Here is a 16,155-nt window from a genome sequence, read left to right as displayed (position 1 = left end):
TTTAATTCAAGTTACTTTTTCTGTTTTCATCGGCTGTCATAAATTTAAAGTTATAATTGATTTTATGGTTGATTCTATGGTCAAAGGTATGGGAATGGGCTGCGCCAAGCAGCCCGCTGGGCGGCAGGGGGACTAATAGATAGCCACCAACCTGTCGGAAAGGCGCTTGTAACTGATGTTACCCGTGGCCGCGAGGGCGTCGAGCACATCGGTCAGATTTTGCTCACGACGAGCAAAAGTGCCGTAGAAATGGAGGTCTTCCACCTTCGGATTGCGAATGTCGACGGCCACATTGTAGCAGCGCGACAGCTCGGCGGCGATTTCCTTCATCGACTTTCCGTTGAGCATAAGCTCACCATCGGTCCACTGACGGGCGTTCACGGCCATGCAATTCTCGATAGACATGCTCTTCGACGCCTTCGAGAAGACGCCCCGTTGGTTGGGACGGAGGCGGTAATTGCGGTCGGCTGCCTCGTCGGCCACATGGAGCTGCACGCTGCCTTCGGCCAAGTCGACCACCGCTTGCTCATCGGAGGCGTAGTCGCGGAAGTTGAATTTCGTGCCGAGCACACGCACGCTGAGTGTCGACGACGACACGATGAAGGGCAACTGCTCATTTTTCTGCACCTCAAAATAGCCTTCGCCCGTGAGCGTCACGTCACGATTGTCGACGCCAAAGCCCTGCGAATAGCTTACCACCGAACCGGCATTGAGCCACACACGGGTGCCATCGGGCAGGCTCATCTTCGTTGTCGACCCCATCGGAGCCTCAACGGTGATGTCGGCAAACTCGCTCATCACGCCCTGCTTGCCGCTATTATAAGATAGGTAAGAGAAGAGTCCTACCGCCAAAAGGCCCGCGGCGGCATATTTGAGCCTGCTCCATCGGCCACGGCCGCTTATCGGTCGGCGTGTCTCGGCGGCGGCCTTACGCTTCAGGAAGCCGGCATAAGCCTCGTCCTTATGGTATTTACGGTTGCCCTCGGCTACCGATACCGATAGCCATATATCCTCCAACCGGGCGAAATAAGCTCGGTTATCGGGGCTGGCGGCTTTCCACCTACTCAGTTCCAACTGCTCGTCGGCCGTGAGGTCTTCGGTGAAAAAACGCACGATTAAATCGTCGATATGGGTTGATTGTTGTGTCATTTCTTTGGGTTAGCTATCAATAAGACGATTCAAAAAGCAAAAGGGGTAGTGAGAAAGGAAAGATTTTTGGTTGTGGGGGTGAGGAGTTGAGGGGATGAATGATTAGTTTTTGAGTTGTGGGGTTGTAAGGTTGAGTGGATGAATGGTTACTTTTGAGGTGGTGTGGGCGGCAAAGCCGCCGGTGTGGCGTTAGCCCTCCGACCGGTCAGACTGGTCAGACAAGTCGGACCGGTCCGACTAAAATAGCGGCCCCATAGGGCCCTTAACCCAATCATCTCCCCACCCTTTCATCTTAAAGAGTAATCATTCATCCACTCACCCCCCCAACCTTACAACTAAAATTTCTCCCAGCAGGCCAAAGAGGCCGCCAAAAAGGCGTAATATTTGCCTAAAGACTGCTGTAAAAGGCGCAGCGCATGCTTCATGTGATACTTCACTGTATTGACCGAAATGCCAAGCGCTTGGGCTATCTCAGCGTTTTTCTTGCCCTCGAAACGGCTCATCTTGAACACCTGTCGACAGTCTTCGGGCAACTGATCTATGGCCGCATGGATAACCGTTTCGAGCTCATTCTCGAGCAAATGGCCCAGCGGGTGGTGCTCGTCCATGGCTTTCTCCTCCACCACCCCATCGCCCTGAAGGCCCGACAAGACCTGCTCATGGCGCACGTGGCCCGACTTCAGATGGTCCAAACAGCGGTTGCGCACGCTGCGCACGAGATATTGACGCAGCGAGGTGTTGATAACGATACGGTCACGGGTCTCCCACAAGTGGAAAATAACGTCACCCACGACGCTCTCGGCTAAGAAATCATCACGCAGATAGCGGGCCGCTATGGCGCACAAGGCGTCATAATGGGCGTCGAAAAGATACTTATAGGCCTTTTCGTTGCCCTCTTTAAGCTCTTGCACTATCAAAATTTCGGATAATTCCATGCGACAAACGACTTGGTTGTTCTCAAAGAATGTAAAGGTAAATAATTAAACGGAAAGAGCGAAAAACTTGCTTATTTTTTTGCGATGATGTAAAAACGGCAGGCCTATTTTTAACAATTCAGTGGTTAATCTGTCCGGTCAGCCTAATCGGACCGGTCTGACTAATCCGATGGCAGCGCCACACTTGCTTTCTCAAAGCAGCCCTTTCAGTCGCTCAAAGACCCTCTTTCGGCCGCTCATTGCTGCCCTTTTGCATCGTAAAAGGGCAGCAATGGTGTTGGGAGGTTGGGGAGTTGGGAGGATGAGAGCGGCAGAGCCGCGATGTGGCGTCAGCCTTCCGACCGGTCGGACCGATCCGACTGGTCTGACTAGTCCGACCCGTCCGACCAAAACAAGCCCCCTAACTGCCCCTTCCTTACAAATAAAGCACGGCCTCGTTGCCCTCATTGAAGAGCAAGTCGAGAATGCTCAAATTGGGCTGGAAGCCCCATTTCTGTCGGTACACCTGATAATAGGGGCGGGGCGTAAACGTGCTGTCGGGCCGTGGGTGCTTGGGGCGGATGGCGTCACGGTAGTCATTGGCCGCCTCGGCGGAACTGAGGTCAGTGGCCGGCCGATAATCTTCCGTTATCCGCAGGCGGGGCGCAATGTCGAGCAACTCACACATTTTCTCGGTCAGGGCCATATTGAAATCGAAGAGAAAGTCCCACCGCCGCTCAAAGAAAGGAGCGAGGTCGTCACGGTAATAGTCGAAAAAAGGGCTCTCGCCATAGGCCGAACAGAGGGCGTTCCAATGCAGATGGCGCCAATGGCCGTGGTCACTGATGCGCACGTCGCGTATCGGTGTCCTCGAAAGAGAGCTGCCGTCGGTGGTCACGGGGATGGAAAGCGACTGCAAACCGCCCGTCGTGGCGATGACCATACGATTGCGATAGGTCTGCTTTTGGTAGTGCTCACAACCTTCCATGAAGCATTCGTCGGCCCGGTTGAGCTTCTGATACCACTGCACGGGGCCGAAATAAGTAGTCGAGAGATAAGTCATGCTATTTTGAAAGAACAAGAAAGGGAAAGCCATGGTCCGCGAACGGCTTACTTCACGGCGTAGGCTTTACCCACAATCAGGTGCTGATGGACCAGCAGGCGCTGGCGCCCGGTGTTGACAAGGATGTACCGGCAGTCGGGACAACCACACCTTTGGCAGCACCGCCACGGTATGCGGAAACGGTGACCACGGTGGATGATGGTGTCGCCGGGCATGCCCTCAATACGCGACAGGTAGTAATGAACGCTGTCGGTATATACCAAAAAATCGCCCCTTTGCAACTTCTTGTGCGCAATTTTGCTCACCATTACCCTATCTCCGGTGATAAACAGCGGCTTGAAATCATCGCTTGTCACGGTAAAGAAGGTAATGACAAAGGTGTGGAGCAACACTATCACGGCCATGCCCACACCCAAGGGCAATATCCATTTAAAGCGGTTAATAGGCAAAAACGGGCGCCTGAAGACGGGCCGCAGGCTATTTTATGTTATCGACAAAGCGGAACAGTCGGTTCCAACGTATGGCCTTGAAGCCTTTGCGGTCGGGATCGCTGCTGTACCAGATGAAGATTGGCTTGCCCACAAGGTGGTCCTCGGGCACGAATCCCCAATAACGGGAGTCGGCGGAGTTATGTCTGTTGTCGCCCATCATCCAGTAATAGTCCATCTTAAAGGTATATTGGTCGGTCTGTTTGCCGTTGATATAGATGCGACCGTCACGTATTTGCAGGTCGTTACCCTCATAAGCACGGATGGGTCGCTCGTAAACGGCGATGTTATCCATGGTCAGCTTGAGGGTGGCACCCCGCTTCGGAATCCATACGGGGCCGTAGTTATCACGGGTCCAGCCGGTATATACGTTGAGCGGATAGGTCTCGCCGGTGTATGAGTCGGTATTGATGCGAATGCTCTTCACGATGTCCGGGCGCTTCTTCAGCACCTCGTAGGCGTGCTTTGTCAGTGGCATGTAGCCGTTTTGGTTAAGACTTGTGAGGTCTTCCAAGGAGATTCCGAGCTCGTACATCAGCTCCTCGGGTATCTCGCCGCGGCGGTCTACATAGTAGGTATATTGCACGTTATCGGGCTCTTTGTTGGCTTTGCCGTCGAGATAGACAATGCGGTTCTTTATCTGAAGCGTCTGTCCGGGCAGTCCCACGCAGCGCTTGACGTAGTTCTCGCGGCGGTCCGTGGGCCTCGTTATGACGTCGCCATACTCGTTGGGGTTCTGTTTTACGTAGCGTTTGCCCAGCTCGTAGATCATCGCTTGGTGGTCCATCTGCTGTTGGCGGCCCAATGTTTGCAGGTCGAAAGGCATTCCGTTCTGCTGCTCATATATCTGTTGACCCAACTGATAGCACATGCTGTAGAAGTCGGCGCCCTGATAACGGTCGGCATTGACAAGCGTGTCGCCGGCCGGATAGTTGAAAACAACGATGTCGTTGAGCTTCACGTCGCCCAAGCCTTTCACCCGTCGATAATCCCAATGGGGCCAGTCGATGTAGCTTTTCACGCCGAAGAGGGGCATGGTATGCTGCGTCAGGGGCAGCGTGAGCGGTGTCTGCGGGATGCGGGGGCCATAGCTTACCTTGCTCACGAAGAGGTAGTCGCCCGTCAGAAGGCTCTTCTCGAGTGAGCTGGAAGGTATGACGAAGTTCTGAAAGAAGAAGAGGTTAATGAAGTAAACGGCCACCAAGGCAAACACCAAGGCGTCGACCCACGACATGATGAAGCGTACCGGACCCTCCGAATCTTTCCACCACTGCCACCGAATCTTCTTTGTGATGTAGACATCATAGATAAATGGCACGACGATAAGCCCCAGCCAGCTCTTCAACCAATAAAGGAAGAGCAGGTAGAGCACCAATACCACAATGAACTTTGTCCATTGCACACGCATATTCAGCTTAGCTTTACTCTTGTCAATCATAGCTCGTTAAAATTTAAACAGGTCGCTCATCGTGAGCAGTCCATGGTGGTCTACAGTGTATTCGGCCGCCAGCACGGCGCCCAAGGCAAATCCCTTGCGCGAGTGGGCCTCGTGTTCTATGGTGATCATGTCGGCCTCCGAGTCGTACATCACGGCGTGCACGCCCGGCACCTCGCCGTCTCTTACGCAGTTGATGATAAGGTCCTTGTCGCCTATCGGGTCGCCGGCGTCCTCATGTCCGTCATTGGTCCAGAGGGTGACACCGCGCTTCCAGTCGGTCTTTCGGTCGATATTGCCCACGATGTCCTCGGCTAACGTGATGGCAGTGCCCGACGGTGCGTCGACCTTATGCACGTGATGAGTTTCTTGTAGGAACACGTTGTACTCGGGAAAACGGTTCATGATTTGGGCCAAATAGCGGTTCACGGCCCCGAAGATGGCCACGCCCACCGAGAAATTGCTGGCCCAAAAGAGCGTATGACCGGCCTCGCAAAGACGCTTAACGTCATCGCCGTGATCCTTCATCCAGCCCGTCGAGCCCGAAACTACTTTCACATTATGCTTGAATGCCTTGAGATAATTATCGTAAGCGGCCGTAGGATTGGTGAACTCAATGGCCACATCAGCCGACGAGAAGGCGGGAGAGTCAAAGTCATGAGCGTTATCCACGTCAATACGACATACGATTTCATGTCCTCGCCGCAAAGCGATTTCCTCTATCATACGCCCCATTTTACCATAGCCTATCAATGCTATCTTCATCTTATTTATAAGAAATTTGATGGTTTACAAATGATTACAACGGGCAAAGATAGCGCTTCTTTTCCAAAAGCAGTGCAATTACGGGCTAAAAGGGGGCTAATTTTCGATTTGTTAAGATGTACCCGCCATTATTTCAACTCTCAAAGATAAAACCAACGAAAAACCATTATTTCGTGTCTTTTACGGAAAAATAGCCTCCCGGGCGATGGTCCTTTCAAATATAATATTTATTTTTGTGCCATTCCTTATACGCTTTCTGCCCATGGAACAGCTTTTACACTACGTATGGAAACACAAACTTTGGCCGCCCCAAGGACTTGTCACGACCGACGGACGGGGCGTGGAAATCATTGACCCGGGGCTTCACAACACCGACGCGGGCCCCGATTTCTTCAATGCCAAGGTAAAAATAGCCGACACATTGTGGGTGGGCAACGTGGAGATTCACGACCGGGCAAGCGATTGGTATCGGCATGGGCACGACCGAGACCCGCGCTACAACAATGTCATCCTCCACGTTTGTGGCACCATAGACGATGAGATTAACGACGAGAAAGGGCGGCTCCTGCCCCAAATGCGGCTCGAAGTGCCCCCGCAGGTGGCCTGCCATTACCGGGAACTTCTCGGCTCCGACCGCTATCCACCCTGCCATCTTATCATCCCATCGCTGCCCCGCATCATGCTCCACGCATGGATGACAGCCCTTCAGACCGAGCGGCTGGAGCAGAAAACCCAAGCCATCGAGGAACGGGTACGCCGTTGCGACGGCTCTTGGGAAGCCGCTTACTTCGTAACATTGGCCCGCAACTACGGTTTCGGAATCAACGGTGAGGCCTTTGAGAATTGGGCCCTCGGCATACCGCTCCACAGCGTTGCCCACCATGCCGACGACCTCCTGCAGATAGAAGCCTTCTTCTTGGGGCAGGCGGGACTGCTCAATCCCGAGGCCATCGCTGAGCGCCATCGGGCCGAAGCCACCGCCGACACCTTCTTCCAACAGCTCCGCCGGGAGTATCTTTACCTGCAACATAAGTTTTCTCTTGAGCCGATGGACTACCGGCAATGGAAGTTCCTGCGGCTCAGACCACAGAACTTTCCCCACATACGCATAGCCCAATTGGCCCAACTGTTCTACCAACGGCGCACCGGACTGAGCCTCCTGCTCGATTGCAAGGACGTAAAGGCCGCCGAAACGCTGCTTTGCGGCACCGTCACTCCTTACTGGGAATCTCATTATTCCTTCGGACAAATCTCATCCCAACGGGCCAAGCACCTGTCGGCAGCGTCGCTCCACCTGCTCACGATCAACACCGTGGTGCCCATGCTCTTCGCCTATGGCCGCCACAAAAACGACGAGCGGCTCTGCGAACGGGCCTTCCTCTTCTTGGAACAGCTCAAGGCCGAGGACAACCATATCGTACGGATGTGGCGCCAATGCGGGCTGACCGTAGACAACGCGGGCGACTCCCAAGCGCTCATACAGCTCAAGACACGCTATTGCGATCGCAAAGACTGCCTGCGATGTCGTATCGGCTACGAGTTTATGAAACGAGAATGAATCGCCCGAAGACGAAAAAAGAAAGCCTCAAATAGGGGTATCCCATCTTTCTGCGTATCATAATTAAGACAGGATACCTCAATTATTACCTTTTAAACGAACAAAGAACAATGACAACCAACAAACTTTCACAAGACCAACCAACAGCCACCAATACGGCTACGGACAAGCCTTATATCTACGAGACACGCATGGAAGTGCGCGACTATGAGTGCGATATTGAGGGCATTGTCAACAACGCGAACTATCTTCACTACACGGAGCACACCCGACATCGCTTCCTGAAGCACGCCGGACTTAGCTTCGCGAAGATGCACGAGAAAGGTGTTGACGCCGTGGTGGCCCGCATGAATCTGGCCTTCAAGACACCCCTGCGCTGCGACGATGAGTTTATCTCACGTCTGAATTTAGAGAAAAAAGGCGTGCGATACGTCTTCACGCACGATTTATACCGTGCTTCCGACGAACGACTTGCCTTCCACGCCACGGTGGAATTGGTGTGTCTCGTCAACGGGCGCTTAGCCCAAAGCGAGGATTACGACCGCGCTTTCGCTCCATATCTTCAATCAAAGTAACATGCCCGACGCCCAAGAACTCTTCCATACGCTCGTGCTGGCCCGCTTAGGGTTCTGGCATATCGACAAGATGCAGCTGCTCTATCGTGAGATAGGCAGTGCCTCGGCCATCATGGAACACAGCCGTGACATACGGGCGCTGCTCCCCAAGGCCACGCCACGCATGGTTCAACTATTCCAAAACACGGCGGAGATTAGCAGAAGAGTCGAAGATGAACTGCGTTGGGCCGAACAACAACACATTGACATCCTTACACCTAAAGACCCACGCTACCCCCTGCGCCTCGCCGAATGCGTGGACGCGCCGTTGGCACTCTACTTTAAAGGAACGGCAGACCTCAACGCCCGGCGCGTCATCTGCGTCGTCGGCACCCGCCATTCCACCGCCTACGGCCACGACCTCATCACCCGTTTCACGGCCGATCTCAAAGCCTTGTGCCCCGACGTGCTCATCGTGAGTGGACTGGCCTACGGCGTCGACATCCACGCTCACCGTGAAGCGCTCCGCAACGGGCTGCCAACGGTGGGCATATTGGCCCACGGGCTCGACACGCTTTATCCACCGGCCCATCGTGAAACGGCCACCGCCATGACCCGACAAGGCGGTTTGCTCACCGAATACACCACCCATACCAACGCCGACAAGGCCAACTTCGTACGTCGCAACCGTATTGTGGCGGGCATGAGTGACGCCTGCGTGCTCGTGGAAAGCGCCGCCCGGGGTGGCGGACTCATCACGGCTTCAATGGCACAAGCCTACAACCGCGACGTGTTCGCTTTTCCCGGAGCCGTAGGAGCTACCTACAGCGAGGGCTGCAACCAACTTATCAGAACCAACGGGGCCGGCCTCATCACCTCGGCCGAGGACTTAATCGACGCCTTGGGCTGGCGTAACGAGCAACTGTTGCAGCGGGCCCGCCGCGAAGGCATTGAGCGGCAGCTCTTCTCAACTCTCACTCCCGACGAACAGCGGGTGGCCGACATTCTCGCCACCACTAACGACCTGACCATCAACCAGCTGGCCGTGAAGACCGAAATGGCCATGGCCGACCTCTCATCACTGCTGTTCCGGCTCGAAATGCAGGGCCACATCAGGGCCCTACCGGGCGGCATTTATCACCTAATTCGTTGAGGGTGAGCCACTCATTAAGCCCTTATGGGGTGACTTTTCATGTAAAAAATTTTGACAGCTGCGAAATAATTAGTTATTTTGCAGCTGTTTTTTAATCGATTAAAATTAAACAAGACAAAAATCAAGAGTTTATGAAAAAGTTATTCTTAGCCATCGTGGCCATGATCATGGCTGCTCCCTCATTCGCTCAATACTCGAGCGGCGGTTTCACATTCAACGAAGAAAGCGTTTACTATGGTGCCCGTATCGGTCTTACAGTGGCCGGAATCGGTGGCGACCGCGACCTCGGTTCCAAAGCCGGAATGACCCTCGGAGGTGTTGTTGGCGTACGTTGTTCCAACAGCGTGCCGGTCTTTGTGGAGAGCGGTCTGTACTACACGGAGCGCGGCGGCAAGAAAGGCAGCGTAAAGACAAGTCTCAACTATTTGGAAATTCCCGTGCTCATCAAGTATGGTTTCAAAGCAACTGAAGGCATAGCCATCCTTCCTTTCATCGGTCCTTACTTCTCTTATGCCATCGGTGGTAAGACAACCATAGAGGCAGACGGCGTAAAGCAGAAGATCAGCTCTTTCCGTGACGGCCAGTATAAGCATGCCGACATGGGCTTCAAGCTGGGCTGTGGCGCCGAGTACAACAACCTTTACTTGGAGTTGGGCTATCAGTTTGGCGTGACCAACATCAGCAAGAACGACCAATTAGACGCCCGCGGACACGCTTTCGTGGCCAATTTCGGTGTCAACTTCTAAGGCATGAGCACCGAGGGATACCCCGTAAAGGAATACCGGCAGCCCGTGAAGCGCTACTGCCAAACGCTCGACCTCAAGGCCGACCCGGAGCTGATTGCGCAATACCGCAAGGCCCACAGCCAACCACAGATGTGGCGTGAAATCATGGAAGGCATTCGCCAAGTAGGTATTCTTGAAATGGAAATCTACATACTCGACAGCCGTCTCTTCATGATCGTGGAAACGCCGCTCGACTTCGATTGGGACACGGCCATGTCACAGCTGGCCACCCTGCCCCGACAAGCCGAATGGGAAGCCTACACATCACGCTTTCAGGCGGTCTTGGCAGGCCAGACTTCTGACCAAAAATGGCAACTCATGGAACGCATGTTCTACCTTTATGAGGGGTAAGAGTGGGGAGTTGAGAGGATGAAAGGCCCTATGGGGCCGATGATTGGGTCAGACCAGTCGGACCAGTCGGACGAGTCCGACCCGTCAGAAGGCTTACCGGGCATTGGCGGCTCCGCCGCCCCACCAACCTCTTAGCAAACTATTCATCCTCCCACCTTTACACCCCCTCACCCCTAAAGCGGCCCTTTCACCCGATGAAAGGGCCGCTTTTGCATTATCAAAGGACTGCTTTGACGGGGTCAAAAGGCAGCTTTGAGTTTGTCAGGTTGCGAGAGTTGGTCGTTTAAAATATTATGCTTATCTTTGCCAAAGATAATAAACAAGCAATGTCAGACGAATTTGATATAAGAGAAGAACGGTTTACATCGGCCGAAAAAGACTTTGAGAACGCCCTGCGCCCGCTGCGCTTTGTCGACTTCAACGGGCAACCCAAGGTGGTAGAGAATCTTGAAGTGTTCGTGGAAGCGGCCAAATACCGACGCGAGCCGCTCGACCATACCCTGCTCTATGGGCCACCCGGATTGGGAAAAACAACGCTGAGCAACATCATCGCCAATGAGTTGGGCGTGGGATTCAAGATTACCAGCGGCCCCGTGCTCGACAAACCGGGCGACTTGGCCGGCATTCTGACGTCGCTGGAGCCCAATGACGTGCTCTTCATCGATGAAATCCACCGCCTCTCACCCGTAGTGGAGGAGTATCTGTATTCGGCCATGGAGGACTATCGTATCGACATCATGATAGACAAAGGGCCCTCGGCACGCTCCATACAGATAGACCTCAACCCCTTCACCCTCGTGGGTGCCACCACCCGTAGCGGCATGCTCACGGCGCCCCTGCGGGCCCGCTTCGGTATCAACATGCACTTGGAATACTACGACCCCGACACTTTGAAGCGCATCATACGCCGCTCGGCCGGCCTGCTCAAGGTGCCTATCGAGGACGAAGCGGCCACCGAGATAAGCCGTCGCAGCCGTGGCACGCCCCGTATCGCCAACTCGCTGCTGCGCCGTGTACGCGATTTCGCGCAGGTGAAAGGCAACGGCACCATCACGGCGTCCATCGCCCAGATGGCCCTCATGGCCCTTAACATCGACCGCTACGGCTTAGACGAGATTGACAACAAGATACTCCTGACCATCATTGACAAGTTCCGAGGCGGTCCGGTAGGCGTCAGCACCATCGCAACCGCCATCGGCGAGGACTCCGGAACGGTGGAGGATGTTTACGAGCCCTTCCTTATCATGGAGGGATTCATCAAGCGCACGCCCCGCGGACGCATGGCCACACAATTGGCCTACGACCATTTGGGCCGCAACTTCCACAGCGGTAACCCCTTGCAAGGCGACTTGTTTGTGTGATGGGCGGCAAAGCCGCCCATAAAAATTGCGCCATCTGACGGGTCGGACTAGTCGGATTGGTCCGCCCCATCAGGCCCAATTAGCGGCCCCATTGGGCCTTTAATCCTATCATTGCCCCAACCCACCACCCCTCAAAACTATCCCTTCATCCCCCCAACTCCCCACCCTCACAACCTACCATCAGCTCATCAGGAAATGAGCCGATGACAAGTTAACTAAACAAAAATATTTGTTGATCTCATAATTATTGCGTAACTTGCGTTGCGTAAATTACGCAATAGCTTTTTCTATGAGTAAACTTAACAATCCATTTGTCATTTACGGCTACAAGGGAGCCGAATATTTCTGCGATCGAGAGGAAGACACGAACAAACTCATTGCCGCACTCCACAACGAGCGCAACATAACACTCATCGCCCCGAGGCGTGTCGGCAAGACGGGACTTATCAAGCATGTATTCAACCGAATAGAGCAACTTGACCCGAAAACCAAATGCTTCTACCTTGATATTTTCTCAACAAAGAACCTCGAACAGATGGTGCAGCTCATGGCACGAACCATCCTTGGGCGGCTCGACTCCACCCCGCAAGCGGCCCTGCGGCGCATACAAGAATTCTTCGGAAGCCTCAGACCCACGGTAAGTTTTGATCCGCTAACGGGCCTTCCGTCCGTTTCGCTCGACATTCGGCCCACAGAAGAGGAGCAAACGCTCAAGCGTATCTTTGAATACATGCGCCAATCGGGCTACCGGTGCTACGTAGCCATCGATGAATTTCAACAAATCCTCGCCTACAGCAATAAGGGTATCGAGGCTACACTGCGTTCTTACATACAGTTTCTGCCCAACGTTTACTTTATCTTCGCGGGCAGCATGCAACATCTTATGGAGGAAATGTTTACCTCGGCTAACCGCCCTTTCTTCCAAAGTTCACAAATCATGTTGCTCAACAATGTGGATCAAGCAAAATACCACGCCTTTGCCAATCGCTTCTTTCAGCCGCAAGGCCGTACGATTTCCGAAGAAAACTTTGCCTATCTCTATCATCACGTAGACGGAATCACATGGTATATCCAGTCTATCCTGAACCGTATTTACCAATATACCGACCATCCCATTGACCCGCACTTTATCGACCAAATCATCAGAGAGCTGGTCAATGAGCAAGAACCCGTCTTTCAGAACTATTATGCCTCGCTCACCGAGATACAGGCAAGCCTCCTCACGGCCATCGCTAAAGAAAAAATCGTTACGTCGCCGCTCTCCCATCAGTTTATCTCTACCTACCAACTGAAGGCCACCAGCTCCGTGCGTACCGCCCTAAAGGCCCTCATCGACCGCCAAATGGTCTATGCCAAGCCCGAAGGTTATGTCGTTTACGACCGCTTCTTCGCCCTTTGGCTGACCCGACTATAGCCTTTCGGCCTTGCTGCGGCAGGCAAAAAAAAGCATATTATCGGGCCAAAAGAGTTGTCATTATTATAATTTATCACTACTTTTGCACACATGAGAACAGCCATTTTCGTAGGTAGTTTCGACCCGTTCACCGTGGGTCACGACTCCATCGTGCGCCGGGCATTGCCACTCTTCGACCGACTCGTCATCGGGGTGGGCGTCAACAGCCATAAAAAATGCCTATGGAGCGCCGAGGAAAGGGTGGAAGCCATCCGCCGCCTCTACGCCCACGAGCCGGCCATCGAGGTAAAGGCGTTTGACGACCTCACCATCGACTTCGCCCGAAGGGAGCAAGCCGCTTTCGTGGTAAAGGGCGTACGAAGCGCCAAGGACTTTGAATATGAGCGCGAGCAGGCCGAGGCCAACCGTGCGCTCGGGGGCTTGGAGACGATTCTGCTCTATGCCGAGCCGTCATTGGCCTACGTCAGTTCATCGCTCGTAAGAGAGCTGCGGGCCTTCGGCAGGGACATTACGGCACTGCTACCACAGCCTTCAAAAGAAGAAAACATCCGATAATTATGATTACATACAATGTAGACGGCGTGAAAATGCCGAAGATTAAGAAGCGTGAGACCACCGCTTGGATAAAACGGGTAGCGGCCAGTCACGGCAGGAAAGTGGGCGAAATAGGCTATATGTTCGTGGATGACAAGAAGATACTCGAGGTTAACAACGACTACTTGGGCCACGATTACTACACCGACATCATCACTTTTGACTACGACGAGGGCGACACCATCAACGGCGACCTCGTGATTTCACTCGACACCGTGCGCTCCAACGCCGAGAAATTCGGCAAGGACTACGACGAGGAACTCCATCGGGTTATCATCCACGGCATACTTCATCTGTGCGGAATCAACGACAAAGGGCCGGGCGAACGTGAGATCATGGAAGATAACGAGAACAAGGCGCTGGCCCTGAGAGCCTTGTAACAACCAACGACCCTTCCCCCCTATCATCATGAAAACCGCGAATGAAATGGACGCTTGCGCACGAAAGGTACTCAAGCGCATGGCCGTTTTCGGACTGGTCTACGTGTTACTCATCCTCTTAGGCGTGCTACTGCTCGTCGGCAGCTACCTTTGGGCCACACGGTGGGGCTGGTACATCCTGCTGGCCACTATCAGTCAAATCCATTCGGGCGCCATTATCGCCATTGTCCTCGGCCTTTACGTGGGCGTCATTCTCCTTTCCTTGGCGTTCGGACTCTACCTTATCAAATATATTTTTGCCCGCCATAGGGACGACGATACCGACCGAATAGAGGTGACGGAGGCCGATTGTCCCCGGCTGTTCCGGCTCATCAACGAAACGGCCGACGCCGTAGGAGCGGCTCGCCCCTACAAGGTTTACCTCACGCCGCAGGTAAACGCCAGCGCATTTTTCAACACTTCTATCTGGTCCATGCTCTTTCCCGTGAAGAAGAACCTCAACTTCGGGCTCGGCCTTTTGGTCGGCATGAACACCGAGGAGGTAAGGTCTATATTGGCACATGAGTTCGGCCACTTCTCACAAGACAGCATGCGTGTGGGCGAAACGGTCTACGCAGGCAACATCATCATGCGAAATATGGCCTTTGAGCGCGACTATTGGGACCGCTGGGTGGACTGGTGGGCCGACGAATCGTGGTGGTTCGTGGCCATCTATGGCAAAATGACCCGCTGGTTGGCCAACAAGGTGTGCGCCCTATTGCAGCGGTTGTACCACGACATCAACATACCTTACATGGAACTGTCGCGCCGGCAGGAGTACGACGCCGACCGACAATCGGACCGCTTGGCCGGCAGGATGGCCACGGAATCGGCCATGCTCAAGACCGATATTACCGGTGAGGTGTACGGAATGATGGTGGAAAGCCTCAACCGGTTGGCCGCCGACCAACGCAAGGCTTCGCCCTACGCCCTCATGGAAGCCCTTACCGTGATAGAAGGGGCAAGGCGACAAGTAACGATAGACGCAATGTTGCCCTTGCGGGAGGCCGACCTGCCAAAACCACTCGTCATCCGCCGATTCACCTACGACGAGCTGTGGAACTCCCACCCCACCATGCACGACCGCATAGCCCACCTGAAAGATACCTCAACCGGCTTCCTCCAACCGGCCGAAAAGGCATGGACCCTCGTGCCCGAGGCGCTCAAAGAACGGGTGGAGAAACGGATTCTCGACGATTATGACGAGGAAGCGGCCCAATGGCCATGGCTCCAAGGCGAGGAACTCAGCGCATGGGTGAAGAATTATATCCACACGGATTGGCTCGAACCTATCTACTGCGACTTTTTCACAAAGCACAGCTGTCTGGACTTTTTCAATCCCGCCACCGACCGCTACGACGGTCCCAACGACAATCCTTTCAACGAAGAAAACCGTAAACTGGTACTTACCTATGTCTATGGAGTCACCGACATCGGCGAAATTAATGAGGTAATAAACGGTGAAAAAGAAGTAGGCACGGCCTATTATGACGGCAAGCCCTGCCCCATCGACAGTCTTTCGACCGATGAATTATACAAAGAAATAGACGAACTAAGGCCCCGAATGGCGCGGCTCTATGGTCATATCCACGCCTATCTCTCCACCCGGGAGGAGGCACAGCCCTTGTACAGCAACTTCTTCCGTATCGACCAACTCAGTACTACCTGCGACGATGACTTATCGGAGCAAGGCAACGACATCCTCAACACATGGTACCAAAGCAAAAAGAAAAACGCTGACGCAGTGAGAATGGGCAGCCAAGTGGCCGATTTCAGCCTCGAGATAGCCAAGCTCATCGACCAACTGACCGAGGAAGACCGCCGTCAATGCTATCAGAAAGACCTGCTGCAAGAAGTTCTCGACTTTGCTTCTTGGCGCCACAAAGCCACCGAAAAGGAAATCAATGATCTCGAAAGAATGCCCCAAACCTATGAAATAAAAAACTCGCTGTCCGGTGTTTTGAGCGACATATCGGGCTCTTACAAGATGGAAATAGCCATGCTGGCCCAGCGAATGGGGCGGGAAGCGCCGACCGAAACGGCCTAATGAGGCGCTAAAACCTGCTGTTTTGTGCGGCAAAAAGCCCCTAAATAGCACGTCATAGAGGGCCTTTCACCTATAAAAACATGGCGGGCCTGCTCCAAAGAGGAG

General features: G+C 53.7%; 16 protein-coding genes. 10 read left to right on the top strand and 6 right to left on the bottom strand.

From position 1 onward, the window contains the following. Positions 1-132: 132 nt before the first annotated feature. The 6 genes from VIR50_RS02915 to dapB form a co-directional block, all read right to left on the bottom strand. Positions 133-1,149 carry a FecR family protein gene (locus VIR50_RS02915; RefSeq protein ID WP_331933649.1) on the bottom strand — a complete coding sequence of 339 codons (1,017 nt, stop codon included), beginning with the start codon at positions 1,147-1,149 and terminating at the stop codon, positions 133-135. Positions 1,150-1,484: 335 nt separating this feature from the next. After that, positions 1,485-2,084: an RNA polymerase sigma-70 factor gene (locus VIR50_RS02910; RefSeq protein ID WP_331933648.1), complete on the bottom strand. Its 600-nt coding sequence runs from the start codon at positions 2,082-2,084 to the stop codon at positions 1,485-1,487. A gap of 415 nt (positions 2,085-2,499) precedes the next feature. Then, positions 2,500-3,126: a WbqC family protein gene (locus tag VIR50_RS02905; protein ID WP_331933647.1), complete on the bottom strand. Its 627-nt coding sequence runs from the start codon at positions 3,124-3,126 to the stop codon at positions 2,500-2,502. A 47-nt stretch (positions 3,127-3,173) separates the two neighbouring features. Then, positions 3,174-3,575, bottom strand: a complete 402-nt coding sequence (lepB, locus tag VIR50_RS02900) for a signal peptidase I (RefSeq protein ID WP_331933646.1) — start codon at positions 3,573-3,575, stop codon at positions 3,174-3,176. A gap of 28 nt (positions 3,576-3,603) precedes the next feature. Then, positions 3,604-5,052 carry a signal peptidase I gene (gene lepB, locus VIR50_RS02895; protein WP_331933645.1) on the bottom strand — a complete coding sequence of 483 codons (1,449 nt, stop codon included), beginning with the start codon at positions 5,050-5,052 and terminating at the stop codon, positions 3,604-3,606. Positions 5,053-5,058: 6 nt separating this feature from the next. After that, complete coding sequence (dapB, locus tag VIR50_RS02890; protein ID WP_331933644.1) at positions 5,059-5,814, bottom strand: 4-hydroxy-tetrahydrodipicolinate reductase; 756 nt, start codon at positions 5,812-5,814, stop codon at positions 5,059-5,061. Between the two features lie 262 nt (positions 5,815-6,076). On the opposite strand from dapB, the gene VIR50_RS02885 reads away from it, so the two are divergent. The 10 genes from VIR50_RS02885 to VIR50_RS02840 all read left to right on the top strand — a co-directional run bounded on the left by VIR50_RS02885 (position 6,077) and on the right by VIR50_RS02840 (position 16,050). Then, entirely contained in the window at positions 6,077-7,372 is a 1,296-nt protein-coding gene (locus VIR50_RS02885) for a DUF2851 family protein (protein WP_331933643.1), read from the top strand. Positions 7,373-7,563: 191 nt separating this feature from the next. Next, positions 7,564-7,947 carry an acyl-CoA thioesterase gene (locus VIR50_RS02880; protein WP_331933667.1) on the top strand — a complete coding sequence of 128 codons (384 nt, stop codon included), beginning with the start codon at positions 7,564-7,566 and terminating at the stop codon, positions 7,945-7,947. 1 nt (position 7,948) lies between these two features. Continuing rightward, positions 7,949-9,079 (top strand): DNA-processing protein DprA, encoded by a 1,131-nt coding sequence (gene dprA, locus VIR50_RS02875; protein ID WP_331933642.1) that lies wholly within the window; start codon positions 7,949-7,951, stop codon positions 9,077-9,079. Between the two features lie 131 nt (positions 9,080-9,210). Further along, positions 9,211-9,825 (top strand): porin family protein, encoded by a 615-nt coding sequence (locus VIR50_RS02870; protein WP_331933641.1) that lies wholly within the window; start codon positions 9,211-9,213, stop codon positions 9,823-9,825. A gap of 3 nt (positions 9,826-9,828) precedes the next feature. Continuing rightward, positions 9,829-10,215: an L-rhamnose mutarotase gene (locus VIR50_RS02865; RefSeq protein WP_331933640.1), complete on the top strand. Its 387-nt coding sequence runs from the start codon at positions 9,829-9,831 to the stop codon at positions 10,213-10,215. A 326-nt stretch (positions 10,216-10,541) separates the two neighbouring features. After that, positions 10,542-11,576 carry a Holliday junction branch migration DNA helicase RuvB gene (gene ruvB, locus VIR50_RS02860; protein ID WP_331933639.1) on the top strand — a complete coding sequence of 345 codons (1,035 nt, stop codon included), beginning with the start codon at positions 10,542-10,544 and terminating at the stop codon, positions 11,574-11,576. Positions 11,577-11,865: 289 nt separating this feature from the next. Continuing rightward, positions 11,866-12,990, top strand: a complete 1,125-nt coding sequence (locus VIR50_RS02855) for an AAA family ATPase (RefSeq protein ID WP_331933638.1) — start codon at positions 11,866-11,868, stop codon at positions 12,988-12,990. A gap of 90 nt (positions 12,991-13,080) precedes the next feature. Then, the gene (gene coaD, locus VIR50_RS02850) at positions 13,081-13,545 is read left to right on the top strand and encodes a pantetheine-phosphate adenylyltransferase (protein WP_331933637.1); all 465 of its coding nucleotides are present in this window, start codon (positions 13,081-13,083) and stop codon (positions 13,543-13,545) included. A 2-nt stretch (positions 13,546-13,547) separates the two neighbouring features. Then, a complete protein-coding gene (gene ybeY / locus VIR50_RS02845; RefSeq protein WP_331933636.1) occupies positions 13,548-13,964 on the top strand; it encodes an rRNA maturation RNase YbeY in 417 nt (138 codons plus the stop codon). A gap of 28 nt (positions 13,965-13,992) precedes the next feature. Beyond that, entirely contained in the window at positions 13,993-16,050 is a 2,058-nt protein-coding gene (locus tag VIR50_RS02840) for a M48 family metallopeptidase (protein ID WP_331933635.1), read from the top strand. Positions 16,051-16,155 lie beyond the last annotated feature (105 nt).

The organism is Prevotella sp., assembly GCF_036570325.1.
Lineage (GTDB): Bacteria > Bacteroidota > Bacteroidia > Bacteroidales > Bacteroidaceae > Prevotella.
The sequence above is the reverse complement of the archived record's forward strand: the minus strand, read 5'-3'. Positions and strand labels throughout refer to the sequence as shown.

Coding starts and splice junctions, on each gene's coding strand:
- VIR50_RS02865 (WP_331933640.1), top strand. CDS start 9,829: ATGAGCACCGAGGGATACCCCGTAAAGGAATACCGGCAGCCCGTGAAG.
- VIR50_RS02840 (WP_331933635.1), top strand. CDS start 13,993: ATGAAAACCGCGAATGAAATGGACGCTTGCGCACGAAAGGTACTCAAG.
- lepB (WP_331933645.1), bottom strand. CDS start 5,052: ATGATTGACAAGAGTAAAGCTAAGCTGAATATGCGTGTGCAATGGACA.
- dapB (WP_331933644.1), bottom strand. CDS start 5,814: ATGAAGATAGCATTGATAGGCTATGGTAAAATGGGGCGTATGATAGAG.
- VIR50_RS02885 (WP_331933643.1), top strand. CDS start 6,077: ATGGAACAGCTTTTACACTACGTATGGAAACACAAACTTTGGCCGCCC.
- VIR50_RS02855 (WP_331933638.1), top strand. CDS start 11,866: ATGAGTAAACTTAACAATCCATTTGTCATTTACGGCTACAAGGGAGCC.
- dprA (WP_331933642.1), top strand. CDS start 7,949: ATGCCCGACGCCCAAGAACTCTTCCATACGCTCGTGCTGGCCCGCTTA.
- VIR50_RS02870 (WP_331933641.1), top strand. CDS start 9,211: ATGAAAAAGTTATTCTTAGCCATCGTGGCCATGATCATGGCTGCTCCC.
- VIR50_RS02905 (WP_331933647.1), bottom strand. CDS start 3,126: ATGACTTATCTCTCGACTACTTATTTCGGCCCCGTGCAGTGGTATCAG.
- ybeY (WP_331933636.1), top strand. CDS start 13,548: ATGATTACATACAATGTAGACGGCGTGAAAATGCCGAAGATTAAGAAG.
- coaD (WP_331933637.1), top strand. CDS start 13,081: ATGAGAACAGCCATTTTCGTAGGTAGTTTCGACCCGTTCACCGTGGGT.
- VIR50_RS02915 (WP_331933649.1), bottom strand. CDS start 1,149: ATGACACAACAATCAACCCATATCGACGATTTAATCGTGCGTTTTTTC.
- VIR50_RS02910 (WP_331933648.1), bottom strand. CDS start 2,084: ATGGAATTATCCGAAATTTTGATAGTGCAAGAGCTTAAAGAGGGCAAC.
- VIR50_RS02880 (WP_331933667.1), top strand. CDS start 7,564: ATGGAAGTGCGCGACTATGAGTGCGATATTGAGGGCATTGTCAACAAC.
- ruvB (WP_331933639.1), top strand. CDS start 10,542: ATGTCAGACGAATTTGATATAAGAGAAGAACGGTTTACATCGGCCGAA.